This is a genomic window from Micromonospora sp. NPDC049497 (assembly GCF_044465805.1).
Lineage (GTDB): Bacteria > Actinomycetota > Actinomycetes > Mycobacteriales > Micromonosporaceae > Micromonospora.
The window spans coordinates 63,435-77,070 of the sequence record NZ_JBITMC010000008.1; the positions used below are offsets into that span (position 1 = coordinate 63,435).

A 13,636-nucleotide genomic window follows, 5' to 3' on the forward strand; every position below is an offset into this window, starting at 1 on the left:
GGCGGGTGCCGCCGGGTCCGGCCGCTCACGGCGTCACGGGCAGGGCCGTCCCACGCAGACGTCGATGATCTTGCCGGTGAGAGCGCGATCCAGAACCGTGGTCGACGATTCGATGCAGAACTAATCGTGGCCGCGGCCCGGCGATCCGGACACGCTGTGGGCATGAAGACATTCGTCAAAGCACTGGCCGCGCTCGGCGCGGCGCTGATGGTGGCGAGCGCCCCCGCGACCGCGGCCTCGGCCGAAGCCGCGGCCGGCGGGAACTCCGGCTGGACAGCCGGGAGCGAGGGGCCGCAGGGGTCATCACGGATGGTGTCGGGCTGGTATCTTGCCGTGCTGTGCCGAATGATTCTCAAGTGACCGCATTGGACGCTCTGCTCTACGAGACTCAGCAGGCGTTGGAGTTCGCTCGCTCTCGCCATCAGAACGGCGAACCAGCTCCCGACGACGAGCAGGTGGTTGGGCATGGCGAGGCACTCGACGGCCTGGTCTGCGCGGGCGTCCGCGGTGGCCGGATCGAGGAGTTGAACGCGCACCCGAGGGTGATGCGGCTGCCGGTGCAGGATCTGATGGAGCACATCAAGACAGCGGTCAACGCCGCCTTCGACGACCTGCAAAGTAGGCACGCGCCCGATGAGCCGACCGTCGACCTCGACAGCCTGGCCGGCGGGCTTCGGGACGTGCAGGATCGGTCGCTCCGCCAGATGGCCCAGATGAATACGGCGCTCCAGGACGTCGTTGCCCTTCTCCGGGAGCCTCGCCGGTGAGGCCGCTGGACGTCGAGCCTGAACAGCTGCGGTCGGCAGCGGCCGGGGTGCGGCAGGCCGGCGAGCGACTTGAGCTGCAGTGGCAGCGGCTGCGAGCCACGGCCGACGGTATGGGGGACGTCTTCGGCGGCGACGAGGTCGGTGGCCTGATTGGGGCGTCCTACCGCTCGGCCCAGCAGATCGCGGAGCGGTCCGTCACCTCGGTGGTTGGGGCCTTCACCGGCTTCGGTGACGGCCTTGCCAGCATGGGTGATGCGTACGACGCGGTCGAGGAGCGAAACGCCGCCCTGTTCCACAGGTTGGGTTGACAAAACGTGGGCATCCAGATCCCTGGTGAACTCGCCGGGCTCCTTAACGAACTCGGTTACATGTGGCCGGAGAGCGACGAGGAGCGGCTCTTCGAACTTGCCCAGGCATGGATCGCCTTCGGCGCCGAGGCGGACGCCGTCGCCGTCGACGCAACTGGCGCCGTCGCAGGTTTGCTTGCGGCCAACGAGGGCGCGGCGCTGGAAGCCTTCCACGGCCAGTGGACCGATGGCGACTCCGCCCCGACGGTTCTGCAGGAACTCGGCTTCGGAGCGCGGGCAGTGGGCGCAGCCCTGCTGGTGTGTGCCATGGTGGTGCTGGCCCTGAAGATCAACGTGATCGTGCAGCTGACCCTGCTCGCCATCTCGATCGCGCAGGCCATCGCGACCGCGGCTCCGACGTTGGGCGCGTCCTTGCTGGAGATCCCCGTCTTCAAGAAGCTGGTCGACATCGCCATCGATTTCCTGATCGGGCAGGCGCTGGAGGCCGTCCTTGGGTAGGCGGGGTCGGAAGGCGGGGAGCGACGCGGCCTCCGGGATCGTCGCCAAGGCGGCATCGGCGTCGATGCGTGAGGCCAAGGAGGTCGGGCCGAAGGCCGCTGGCGACAGCGCAGACGCGGCACGAAAGGCTGTGCCCGGGCCGGCTGGCAAGGTCGAGCTCAAGCCACCCCACCCGAGGCACAATCTCGACAGCATCCGACCGAAGAACCCCTCGAAGGAGCTCAACACGGTCGTCCTGCCGGGCACAGATGTCGCGAAGGATCTCGACGACATCCGGGCCGGCCGTGCAACGTGGGATCCAGACCGCCAGCGGTACGAGGTGAACGGCCGCACGTACGCCGTTGAACCGACTGGCACCGTCTTCCCCGAGGCGGGGCCTGGGCTGGAACAGCTGAGCCGCGCCGAATACGGGGCGCTCAAGGAGTACATTGCCGCAGACGGCGACATCGAGAAGGCTCGCGCCGCAATGGCGCGCAATCCGTTCCTGACGGAGGAGGCGCAGGCACGCGCCCTCGACCTTTTTCGGCACCACAAGAGCTATCGGGGGTAGGGGTTGCGGTACGAGATCCACTTCGAGAACGAGCTGCCCGCAGAGGCTCTTCGCCGCTTCCTGTATCAGGAGTACGGCATCACTCCGGAAGCCCTCTACGTCGGGCGGATCGAGGACCGGGCGGTGGATGACCCGCGACCGGTCGCCATGCTCATCCCACCAGACGAGGACGAGGGTTTCGGCTGGATCCTCACCGGTGACACCGAACTCGCGGACGCCACGGCCCAGAACGAGCGAGATCTCGCCGTCACACTGGCCCGCACCTTCGGCGTGCGAGCCCTGGTCGACGACGGCAGCATCCATCCCGACCGGTGGCTGCTGGTCAGCACGGACGGAAGCAGTGGACGCGTCACCATCGACGAGGACGCCGCGGCGGACGGCGACCTCCGCGTCGTGCATGCACTGGAGCCCATCAGCGGCGAGCCCCACCTCGCCGTGGTGCCGCCACCGGACTGGGCCCGTGACTGGTGACGATCGGGCCCCCGTAGATCGGCGCGCGACGACCGCACCGGTGACACGCCAGCCCTGACCCGCCTGCCGGACGCGGCGCATCGCTGCAGTGTCGCGTCTGGGCCATGGCCCAACTGCGCCAGCCCCCACGCGTTGCCGCGACCCGAAGATCACTCGGAAGATCCTGGGCACTCACCACACTCCATCCGCCCAGGAAGGGACCTCCTTGCGTCCTCTACCGAAACGCAGATCGGGGCTGATCGCGCTCGGCGTGGTCACCGCCCTGACCCTGTCCGGCGCGCCCGCCACCGGTGCCGCGCCAGCCGGCCCGGCCAACCCGGTGCCGCCCGGGTCCGCCGCCGTCCCGCCGCCATCACACGGCGGCACGCGCAGCGTCACTCTGATCACGGGGGACAGGGTGACGGTGGCGGACGGGAGCGCCGTCCACTCCGTCACCAGCCCGAACGGATCCAGCGCCGCCTTCCACCGCGTGGTCGTCGACGGCTCGACCTACGTCTACCCCGAGGCCGCGCTGTCGTACGTCGGCGCCGGCATCCTGGACCGGCGCCTGTTCAACGTGACCCGGCTCCTCGCCGACGGGTACGACGACACGCGCAGCGAGCGCCTGCCGCTGATCGTCCAGTACACCGACGCCGCCGCCCGCTCCCGCAGCACCTCGACGGTGGCCGGCTCGACGGTCGTACGCCCGCTGGAAAGCGTGCGGGGTGCGGCCGTGACCCGGGATCGTGACCAGGCCCCGGCCTTCTGGTCGGCGCTGACCGCGACATCAGCGGCCCGGCGCTCCGGCGCCCCAGCCTTCGCCGGCGGGATCGCGAAGATTTGGCTCGACGGGAAGGTGACCGCCAGCCTGGCGGACTCGACGGCGCAGATCGGCGCGCCGGAGGTCTGGGCGCAGGGGAACACCGCCACCGGGGTGAGGGTCGCGGTGCTGGACAGCGGCGTGGACCCCGGACACCCGGACCTCGCCGGGCAGATCGACGCCACCGCCAGCTTCGTGCCGTGGGAGGAGTACGTCGACGACTACAACGGCCACGGTACGCACGTCGCCTCGACGATCGCCGGCACCGGCGCCGCCTCCGACGGCAGGGAGCGGGGCGTGGCCCCCGGCGCCCGGCTGCACATCGCCAAGGTGCTCGACTCGGAGGGCCGGGGACAGGAGTCCTTCATCCTCGCAGGCATGGAGTGGGCCGCCCGCCAGGAGAAGGCGACGATCATCAACATGAGCCTGGGTGGTGGCGGCACGGATGGCACCGACCCGATGAGCGTGGCGGTCGACACGCTCAGCGCGGAGACCGGCGCGTTGTTCGTCGTCGCCGCCGGCAACGGCGGCCCGCGTTCCGTCGGTACGCCCGGTACGGCGGACGCCGCCCTGACCGTCGGCGCGGTCGACGGCACCGACACGCTCGCCGAGTTCTCCAGCCAGGGCCCGCGCACCGACGGCGGACTGAAGCCGGAGATCAGCGCGCCGGGTGTCGACATCCTGGCCGCCCGGTCGCAGCTCGTCCGGGGCGGCTCGGGACCGTACCGCCTGATGAGCGGCACCTCGATGGCGACCCCGCACGTGGCGGGCGCCGCCGCTCTGCTTGCCGCCGCGCATCCCGACTGGACCGGTCCGCGGCTCAAGGAAGCGCTGGTGAGCAGCGCCAAGGCCACTCCCGCCTACACGCCCTACCAGGCGGGCGGGGGACGGCTCGACGCCGCCGCGGCGGTGCGCGCCACGGTTTTCGCGACCGTCAGCGCGTACTCCGGTTTCCAGTTCTGGCCGCACACGCCGGGCACGGTCGACACCAAGAAGGTGACGTACACCAACGTCGGGGACGCCCCGGTGGACCTGGCGTTGACGGTCGACGTGGCCGGCGCTCCGGCCGGGCTCTTCAGCCTCTCCGCCGACCGGGTGACCGTACCCGCGAACGGCACCGCCACCGTGGTGCTCACCGCCGAGATGGACCGGCTCGCGGCCGAGCAGGAGGTCAGCGGCATGATCATCGCCACCGACGGCGCGGGCGCGGTCCGGGCCCGGACGCTGATCGGCGCCGGCAAGGAAGGCCAGCGGCAGAACCTGACGGTCGTCGCCAAGGACCGCTCCGGGAAACCCGCCTCCGGCAAGGTGATCGTCACCGCACGGAAGCTCTTCACCGCCGTCGACCTCGACGAGGCCGGCACCGCCACCCTCCGGCTGCCCGCCGGCAGCTACAGCGGCTGGCTCACCACCGACGTGCAGGGCGCCAACGGTCCACGCTCACTCGGCATGGCGCTGCTCAGCTTCAATGACGCCAACCTCGACCGGGACCGGACCGTCACCCTGGACGGCCGGCAGGCCCGGCAGATCAAGGCGTACGTGCCGCAGCCGGGCAACCCCTTCGGGATGCGCCTGGACGTCCACCGGTCCTTCGGCGACAGCCTGGTGGAGAGCTCGACGCTCCCGAACGCGTCGTACGACAGCATGTGGGCGCTGCCGACCGGCACCACGGTGACCGACGGCGAGTTCGAGTTCGGCGCCCGCTTCCGGCTGGAACAGCCGGCGCTGACCGTACGCACGGAGTCGCAGGCGTTCGACGATCTGCTGGTCAAGCGCGGGGCCACGCCGCTGCCCAGGGGCACCCGGAAGCTCACGGCGGTCTTCGCCGGCAACGGCTCGTCCGAGGCGTTGGCCGACCTCGACGTGCGCGGCAAGGCGGTGGTCGTCCGCCGTACCGACGACGTCGACATCCGTCAGCAGGCCGAGGCCGCCGCGGCGGCCGGAGCGCTCCTGCTCCTGGTGGCGGGCGACGGGATCGGTCGGCCGCAGCCGTGGGACGAGGCACCGTGGACCCCGGAGAGCCCGGCCCCGCTGACGGTGGCGACCCTCAACGCCGACCAGGGCGCGACGCTGATCGAGGCACTCGACCGGGGTCGGGTCGACCTGACCGTCGACTCGAATCCCACCACCGAGTACCTCTACGACGTGGTGCGGCACTGGGGCGGCGCGGTCCCCACCGACCCGACCTGGCGCGTGGAGCAGCGCGACCTGGCCCGGGTGGACGTCTCGTTCCGCAACCACCGGCCCGGCAAGGCACGGGAGTTCCGCGCCGACGTGTGGCAGGGCTGGATCGTCGGCAACGAACTCACGGCACCGGCGCAGGGCGAGCGGACCGACTGGGTCACCCCCGGCGTCGACTGGTACGAGAGCGCCGGCATCACCGGCGAGACGGGGCAGGCCTCGATCACCGTCCTTCGCTACCCGGCGAAGAAGACCAGCCGGGTGAGCTGGTTCGGTCCGATCCACCGACCCCGGATGGGACCCCTCGCCGGCCTGCCGGTGCGGTATCTCGACGGGGTCTACATCCCGGTGCCCGGCTGGGGCGACTCCGGCTCCGGACACGTCGGCGACGCCTACGGCAACTGGGACGTCCAGAACCGGGCGACGCTCTACCAGGGCGAGCGTGAGCTGCGGTGGGGCAACGCCGAGTTCCTGCCGGTCACCGGGCTCGCCGCCGAGCGGCTGCCGTACCGGCTCGTCGTCGACAACGACCGTGCCGACTGGGCGAACCCGTACTCGCGGCGGACGCTGACCGAGTGGACCTTCACGTCGGCGGCCACCGGCGCCGAGTCCGTCGAGATCCTGCCGCTGATCCAGCTCGACTACGGAGTGGAGACCGACACGGCGGGCCGGGCGGCCCGCAACGGCAGGCTGACGGTCACCGCCTCGCACCTGCGCGGTGTGCCGGCCGAGATCCGCGCGGTCACCGTCGAGGTGTCGTACGACGACGGGGCGACCTGGCGGCGCACGGAGCTGACGCGGGACGGCGACGGGTGGCGGACGAGCCTGAAGGCGCCGACGTCCGCCGCCTTCGTCACACTGCGCACCACCGCGCGGGACAGCGCCGGCAACGCCGTCTCGCAGACGATCACGCGGGCCTTCGGCCTGCGCTGAGCCGGACGGGACACGACCGGGGCGGGGCCGCGTCCAGCGGCCCCGCCTCCGGCGCACCCGCCGACCGCACGGGGAACGGCCAGGTGACGCATCTCCGGACAGCACCGCCGGAACCGGCAGCCGGTAGCGGCCGGGGCGTAGGAGACAGGCGCCCGGGGTACGGGAATCGGATGCCAGACGTAGGGGACCTGATCGGAGAGCGCTACCGCCTGGCCGATCGGATCGCGGCCGGCGGCATGGGCGAGGTGTGGCGAGCCGTCGACGAGACGTTGAACCGGACCGTGGCCGTCAAGATGCTGCGCACGCGGTTCATCGAGGAGGCCAGCGCCGGTGAGCGTTTCCGGCGCGAGGCGCGGGCCATGGCCGCGTTGCGGCATCCGGGTGTCGCGGAGGTCTACGACTACGGCGAAGCGCCCCTGCCCGGGGCGTCCGGGCTCGCCTACATCGTGATGGCGTACGTGCAGGGCCAGCCGTTGTCGGAGCGCATCGCCGAGCGGGGTCGGCTGGGTACCGCCGAGACGCTGTCGATCGTGGTGCAGACCGCCCGCGCCCTGCAGGCCGCGCACGACGTCGGCGTGGTCCACCGTGACGTTAAGCCGGGCAACCTGATCGTCGAGCCGGATGGACACGTCGTTCTCGTCGACTTCGGTATCGCGCTCTCCCCGGAGGCGACGAGCTTGACCGCGGCGAACCAGGTCGTGGGCACCGTCCTGTACATGGCGCCCGAGCAACTGTCCGAGAAGGCGACCCCGGCCGCCGACATCTATGCCCTGGGGGCGGTGGCCTATCACTGCCTCGCCGGCCATCCGCCGTTTCCTGGCGAGAACCCGGTCGCCGTGGCCCTGCGCCGCCTCGACGAGGAGCCGTCCCCGCTGCCCGACGACGTCCCGACGGCCGTACGCGACCTGGTCGCCACCGCGATGGCCAAGGAGCCCGATCGTCGGTACCCGACCGCCGCCGCCATGGCCGCCACCGGGGAGGCGGTCGCCGGCTCGTCGGAATCGCCGACGGTCCCGGCGCTCGCGGCGGTGGCTCCGGCGGTGCCCGCCCGTGCCGAGGTCCGGTCAGCGGAGTCGCCTCGCCGGCCCGGCCGAGGGATCGGCGCGTGGCGTGGAATCACCGGCGTCGTGCTCGCCCTTCTGGCCACCGCGGCGGCTGCCGTGGTGTTCGCTGATCGAACCGGGTGGTCGCCCGGTCCATCCGGCGGGCCGTCGTCCTCCGCTGTCCCTTCCCCGCAGGACCCGGGCCGGGGCGACCCGGCGAACGCTCCCAGCGGCGCGCGGAGCGCGCGGCCTGATCCGGCCGTCACCACCCCCGCCGCCCGCTCCTCCGAAACCGCCTCGGGACCGACGAGCGCCGGATCCGGTGCGACGCCGTCAGCCACGGTCCGCCCCTCTGCCGAACCGACCGCACCGACGACGGCACCGGCGACCGAACCGGCGACCGAACCGACGCCGGAGCCGACCGGTGACGCGGACAGCCGATCACCGTCGTCGTCACCGACGGCAGCGGCTACTCCCTGACCGGGCTGCGCAACGATCGCGATCGTCCCGGGTGCGGCGAGGGCAGCCGGCCGGCACGCGGTTCGCTCAGTCCTCGTCTGCGGCGTCCGCGTGGAGCCCTTCGGCCGGGGGATGGTCGCCATCCCGGTCCGGCTGCAGTTGCTCATGCGGGTCGACACCCCGGTTGGGCTCCTCCGCCGCGTCCTCGTTCTCCTTCCTTTCCTGGGTGGCCGCGGCCGCTTCTCCGATGGCCTCCGCGGTCTTTTCCACGGCCTGTACGAGCGGCCTGTCGTCCGTCTCCTGCAAACCGAGGAAGCTGCCGATCCCGACAAAGCCTGCCCCCACGAGACCGGCCCCGCGCTGCGCCCCAGCCAACAGCCGCTCCCGCAGCGACGCGTCGGCGGTCGCCGCGCTCTCCTCGGCCCGGTCCAGCGTCCCGGCCGTCTCCGCCCGCGTGTCCGGATCTCCGGCGTCCGGCCGATCGCCCTTCTCAAGCGTCCCTTCCGCCCGGTCGCGGTCCTCGCCCTGTTCGGCGGCGCCCTCGGAGCGGCGATCGTCGTCGTCCGGCCTCTCGGCGCCGTGCAGCGGATCGTCCCAGCGTGGGCCCATTCGTCAGACCTTCCCGGCGTATCGCCCGGCGAGGAGGACCCGCATCGGCCATCGACAGGCGGCGAAATGGGTGTCGACGGCCTCGGCGAGCCGGTCCGGCCAGGACGGCGTGTCGTATCCCACCCCCACGGCCGTCTCGACCACCGACGGCGTGCGGAACCCGAAGGCCACGACCCGGCAGGCGACCCGGTCCTGCTGGTCGGTGTCGAACAACGTCGAGACGGCGGCGAACTGCTCGGTCACGGTACAGCCGGGAATCTTCACACCGTATCGCCGTGCCCACTCGATGCTCCGCGCGGAACGTCCGGCTCCGGCCGCCGCTCCGGCCGCCTCGGCCCGTAGCTCGTCGCGCAGCACAGCCCAGCGGTACCGGTACGCGAGGAAGTCGGTCTCCTGCTCCGCGCAGTGCCCGCCGCCGAACGCCGTCCAGTGCAGCGAGTCGACGACGTGCTTCGCGAGCTCGTCGGGGTCGCACCGGTTCGACAGCTGCGCGGACCGCGAGGCGACCGCACCGTCGACCGCGTGCGACAGGGCGCACTCGCGCAGCCGTACCGGCATCATGTGCAGGACCTGGATCAGGTCCGCGCGGAGGGCCGGGGTGGGCCAGCCGGTGAGGTGCCCGAGGACCGCCAGTTCGCCCCAGAGCCCCAACCAGGGCAGGTCCGCCAGCAGCAGTTGCGCCCGGCGCATGTCCCGCAGCGTGCAGGGCTGGGCCAGGCAGGCAGCGCCGCAGCCCGCGCTGCGACGGCCGATGATCGTCGACGGGTCCGCGGTGACGGCCGGCGTGGCCGTCTCACGATCGGTGCCGTCCGGCACGCGTACGAGTACCGGGTGGTCCATGCCGTCGGTGAAGACCGCACCGACGCCGGGCGGAAGCGTCACCACGAACTCCGACTGACGGTCGGTGAGGTTGACCGTCGCGCCGACGACGTCCCGGTCATCCTTCGCGGGCAACCGGTGGATGACCTTCACCGCGGTGTTCTTGACGACGTCCGGGGCGAGCTTCTCCGGGATCTGCTCGGCGATCACCAGGCCCTCCCCGTACGCGCGGATCTCCGCCAGCAGCCCGGCGAACAATTCCACCGCGTGCGCGGCCGGGCCGGGGCGGTCGGTACGCCGCAGCAGCCGGTGCGCCTCCTCGAACACGCTCAGGTGCCGCAGCGTCACCTCGCCGGGGGAGTCCGCCCGGCGTACCCGCACCCGCAGGTGCTCGGTCAGCTGGATGAGCAGGGCCCCCATGAGGAACGCCTTGTCCCGGTCGTCACCGACGTCCTCGATCTCGAAGACCACGTTCGAGTCCAGCAGGCGCCCGACGTCGATGGGGTGGCCGCCCTCGAAGAATCTGCCCGTCGTACCCAACCGCAGGCTGGCCAGCCTGACCCGGATGAATCCGCGCACGTTGTCGGCGACCTCACGGCCGTACCCGATCTGGTCCACCACCTGCTCCGCCACCTGTTGCAGGTCGCCCAGCGTCGGGTAGCGCGGCCGGTGTCCGGGCCGCCGCGGCTCACCCAGGGTCAGATCCCACCCGAGCTGCTCGTACGAACGGGCCAGGGCGGTGCCGAGCACCTGGGGGAAGGGCTCGTCCGCGTCGAAGGCGGCGAGGAACAGGGCGCGAACGAGATCCGCGTGGGTCTGCAGCGGGAATCCGGGGACCGGCCGCAGCGGGTTGAACCCCGCGGGCGGCGCCCCACCCTCGCCGGGGCGAACCGCGACGACGCTCGCCCCCGGCAGCCGGTTGGCCATCCGCCGGTACTCCGCCTTGGCCGGTTCGATCACCAGCCAGGGAAGCCCCACCGCGGTGGCCTGTTCAAGCAGGTACCGCACGGTCTGCGACTTGCCCGCCCCGGTCGCGCCGCAGACGAAGGTGTGCCGGTTGAGACTGCTCGTCGGCACCCGCAACTCGTTGCCGACGTTGCCGTGCCGGTCGAGCACGACACCGATCGCCACCGACTCAGCGCGGACGTCATCCCCCGCGCGTGCGGTCGCGGGTCGGGTTACCTCGACGGCGGTGGTCTCCGGGGTGACGTCGAACTCCGACCGGACGGTCAGGCGCACTCCGGGCGTCTCCTCCGTCGGTGGGACCGCCAACGCGGCGAGCAGCGACGAGCTGCCGAGGAACGAGCCACCCGGCACCACGGGCGGCGGCCCCGGGGACCGTGCCGATCCGCCGATGGCCGGTTCGGCCCGCCCGAGCAGGCCGGCCAGGTCGCCGGAGGCTCGGGTGGGCGCCAGGGCGTACGGCACACCGTGCAGGTCGACCGATGCGCAGAGCAGGCCCGCCACGGCCGCGGCGGCCCCCGGCGTCGTACCGGCGGCCAACAGCTCGATCCGCCACCACCCGAGCGTCTCGGCGGCGGCCAGTTCCCGGTGCCGGCGCTCGAGCCGCAGGGCGCGCACCGCCTGGGTGGGCGACGAGCCGCGGGCCTTGGCGTCGCGTTCCTGAGCGGCGAGCCGCCGGGCCTCCTCCGCGACCTCGCCAGCGGGGACCGGGTCGGCGAGCAGCAGCCAGGCGAAGGCGCCCTGCCAGACGCCGAGCAGGCACTCGTCGAGCCGGGGGCGCAGGTCGGTGGTTCGATCCCGGCCGTCGTGCTCCTCGACCAGGCCGTCGGTCATCCCGGCGATCCGCGTCCAGCAGGGGAGCGCGTCGAGCATCGCGGTCAAGCCTCCGGCCGGGTAGGCCAGGCCGACCGAGCCGGCGAAGAGGCCGGACCGGTGCCGACCGGTGGCACCGGCGCCCGCGGCGGTACCCGCGGCCTCGGCACCGCCGCCGGTGAACACGTGCACGCCGCTCCGCTCGTCCGGCCGACACCAGCCGACGACGACGCGGCCGCCGCCACCGGCCGCGGCAGCCGCGTGGTACGCCGCGACGAGGGCGGCCAGCCGCTGCCGTCGCCCCGGATCACCGCGTGCCTGGTCCACCATCGGGGGCGTCCGGGGCAGCTCCACGATCCGGTACGCCGTCACGTGGTCCAGCCAGCCGCGTACGTCCGGGCGCGGATGGGCCGGAAGCGTCACCGCCAGCCCTCCGGGTAGTGCTCCTCGGCCCACTCGGACTCGCCGTCGTCATAGTCGTAGTCGTGGTCGGGGCGCGGCTGTCCGGGCAGGTTCCGTGACGGCGTGCCCGGCTCGTCGAACAGGTGGGCCGCCGCCTCTGCCCGGTCCGGGAGCGGCAGGTCCGGCAGGGGACCGGTGGTGACCCGGGGGAGGGAGACGATGTCCGGGTTGCACTCCACACTGCGTACCGACAGGCTCCCGGTGCCCTGGGTGACCTCGATCAACGCATAGTCGGGCAGATCCTGGAGGGTGCGTGGTTCGACCACGTACTCGTACACGCGTTGCTCGCTGTGGGAGTCGTTCCAGTTCAGGCTGTCGGCCACCGTCCTGGTGTGGGTCCAGCTCCGGCCGACGCTGGTGCGCTTCTGCCACAGGGCACCGCTGGTCTGGTCCGAGAATCCGAGGCTGTTGCCCTGCGAATGCGTCTGGCTGCCGCCGAGCGTACGAGTGAGCTGGCTGAGAACGACGGTGTGCTGCCGGCCGATGAAGTCGGCCGCTCGCGCGGCCTCCTCGTGGTTGCTCAGGCGCATGAACGCGACCACGTCCGCGCCGACGGCGCGGACCGCCGAGTCCCGCAGGTGCCGGAACATCAACACCAGTCGCACCCCGCGCCGTACGCACAGGTCGGTCAGCCGCTCGATGTGCCGGTGGCTCAGGTCGTCCGCGCCGGCGATGACCAACGGGCCGGCGAACGGCTCGGGCGAGGTGAGCCGCTGGATCAAGCCCTGGAACACCAGGTCCTTGAGCAACTCCTCCCGGACGTTGTGCGCGGCGTTCTCGTAGACGAGGCAGGTCAACCCGGGTTGCCCCAGATCGTGCCGGGGGTGTCCCGGGTCGGGCGCGGCGAGCAGCTCGCGCAGCGGGTACAGGTGGGACTCGATCCGCCGCAGGTTCGGGTGGACCTGGCGCCGGAACTCGTCGGAGAAGAGCGAGTCGGTGATGTGCTCCCGCTCGGCCCCGCTCAGCTCCGGAAAGTCGCCTGGCTCGTCAAGCAGGACGCTGATCGCCGCGGCGATCCGGTGGATCGTGACGTCCTCGCCGAGCGCCCGGCAGACGGTCGACAGGATGCGGTCGTCCTGGGCGCGGTCGGCCCGCCGGCCGGCGGGGGCGTCGCCGTGCATCGCCTCGACCAGGCTGTCGACCAGGCCCCGTCCGTCGATCCCGGACAGCAGCGTGGTCTCGCCCATCCGGTCGGGCAGGCGAACGGCGGTGACGTCGACGGAGACCGCCCTGGCCAGCCAGACCAGTTCGTGGCAGACGGCCTCGCCGGAGAAGTCGACGAGGGTCATCGCACCCCTGGTCCGCAGCATCGAGGCCCCCATCACGGTCAGCAGCGCCTCCCAGCCCCAGACGCTGCCGCCGACGATGTCGACCCGGCGGGTGGACGGCGGTAGGAGCGCGGCCCCCCATTCGAGATACCCGCTGACCCGCTCCCGCTCCGCGGCGTCGAACTGCTCGCGGCGCTCCTCCCACCACGCACACAACGCCTCGTAGCGGCGCAACTGCCTCTCGCGCTCCCGCGCCGGCCCCTCCTCCATCGCGCGACTGTTGGACCAGCTCAGCCAGGCGCCTCCCACCATCACCAGGAGCCCGATGCCGAGAATGACGATCAGGTTGGTGGGCCCCTTGCCAACCAGTCCGAGGCAGAGGAGGACCACCGTCACGCCGAAGCCGATGCCCACCCAGCGCCGCATGCGGCGCCACTTGTCCACCTTCGCCGTCGCGGCGTCGAAGAACACCTCGTCCCGAACCGGTTCGAGGGTCGGGTACGGCAGGGGAAAGTCGTAGCAGTAGAGGTTGCGGTCGCGGAAGATCCACCCGAGGCGTTCCCCCTCGACATGGAGAAAGTCCAGATATCTGGATCCGTCCGTGGAATCGCTCATCACACCGCCCGGCGCGGGGAAACATCGATCAAGAGGAGTATCCCAAACGGGTGATCCGATATCCATAGTCCTGGGACC

General features: G+C 72.0%; 11 protein-coding genes. 8 read left to right on the top strand and 3 right to left on the bottom strand.

All coding sequences use genetic code 11. The features are described from left to right. Nucleotides 1-162: 162 nt before the first annotated feature. The 8 genes from ACIBR0_RS13910 to ACIBR0_RS13945 all read left to right on the top strand — a co-directional run bounded on the left by ACIBR0_RS13910 (nt 163) and on the right by ACIBR0_RS13945 (nt 8,030). Nucleotides 163-360: a hypothetical protein gene (locus ACIBR0_RS13910; RefSeq protein WP_396715465.1), complete on the top strand. Its 198-nt coding sequence runs from the start codon at nt 163-165 to the stop codon at nt 358-360. After that, nucleotides 357-767, top strand: coding sequence for a YbaB/EbfC family DNA-binding protein (locus tag ACIBR0_RS13915; RefSeq protein ID WP_396715467.1), 411 nt, complete (start codon nt 357-359; stop codon nt 765-767). The genes ACIBR0_RS13910 and ACIBR0_RS13915 overlap by 4 nt, the downstream gene beginning before the upstream one ends. Next, a complete protein-coding gene (locus ACIBR0_RS13920; protein WP_396715469.1) occupies nt 764-1,075 on the top strand; it encodes a WXG100 family type VII secretion target in 312 nt (103 codons plus the stop codon). Before ACIBR0_RS13915 ends, ACIBR0_RS13920 begins: the two co-directional genes overlap by 4 nt. A 6-nt stretch (nt 1,076-1,081) precedes the next feature. Then, nucleotides 1,082-1,573 carry a hypothetical protein gene (locus ACIBR0_RS13925; protein ID WP_396715471.1) on the top strand — a complete coding sequence of 164 codons (492 nt, stop codon included), beginning with the start codon at nt 1,082-1,084 and terminating at the stop codon, nt 1,571-1,573. A 64-nt stretch (nt 1,574-1,637) separates the two neighbouring features. Next, nucleotides 1,638-2,123: a hypothetical protein gene (locus ACIBR0_RS13930; RefSeq protein ID WP_396715473.1), complete on the top strand. Its 486-nt coding sequence runs from the start codon at nt 1,638-1,640 to the stop codon at nt 2,121-2,123. Nucleotides 2,124-2,126: 3 nt separating this feature from the next. After that, nucleotides 2,127-2,594: a hypothetical protein gene (locus ACIBR0_RS13935; protein WP_396715475.1), complete on the top strand. Its 468-nt coding sequence runs from the start codon at nt 2,127-2,129 to the stop codon at nt 2,592-2,594. 205 nt (nt 2,595-2,799) lie between these two features. Further along, nucleotides 2,800-6,507 (top strand): S8 family serine peptidase, encoded by a 3,708-nt coding sequence (locus ACIBR0_RS13940; protein WP_396715476.1) that lies wholly within the window; start codon nt 2,800-2,802, stop codon nt 6,505-6,507. 170 nt (nt 6,508-6,677) lie between these two features. After that, nucleotides 6,678-8,030, top strand: a complete 1,353-nt coding sequence (locus ACIBR0_RS13945; RefSeq protein ID WP_396715478.1) for a protein kinase — start codon at nt 6,678-6,680, stop codon at nt 8,028-8,030. Nucleotides 8,031-8,096: 66 nt separating this feature from the next. Here ACIBR0_RS13945 and ACIBR0_RS13950 read toward each other — a convergent pair whose 3' ends face one another. Genes ACIBR0_RS13950 through ACIBR0_RS13960 form a run of 3 tightly spaced genes read right to left on the bottom strand, consistent with a single transcriptional unit; the run spans nt 8,097 to nt 13,558 of the window. Continuing rightward, the gene (locus ACIBR0_RS13950) at nt 8,097-8,618 is read right to left on the bottom strand and encodes a hypothetical protein (RefSeq protein WP_396715480.1); all 522 of its coding nucleotides are present in this window, start codon (nt 8,616-8,618) and stop codon (nt 8,097-8,099) included. A gap of 3 nt (nt 8,619-8,621) precedes the next feature. Then, entirely contained in the window at nt 8,622-11,636 is a 3,015-nt protein-coding gene (locus ACIBR0_RS13955) for an ATP-binding protein (RefSeq protein ID WP_396715482.1), read from the bottom strand. Continuing rightward, nucleotides 11,633-13,558 (bottom strand): hypothetical protein, encoded by a 1,926-nt coding sequence (locus ACIBR0_RS13960; RefSeq protein WP_396715484.1) that lies wholly within the window; start codon nt 13,556-13,558, stop codon nt 11,633-11,635. The genes ACIBR0_RS13955 and ACIBR0_RS13960 overlap by 4 nt, the downstream gene beginning before the upstream one ends. Nucleotides 13,559-13,636: the final 78 nt, after the last annotated feature.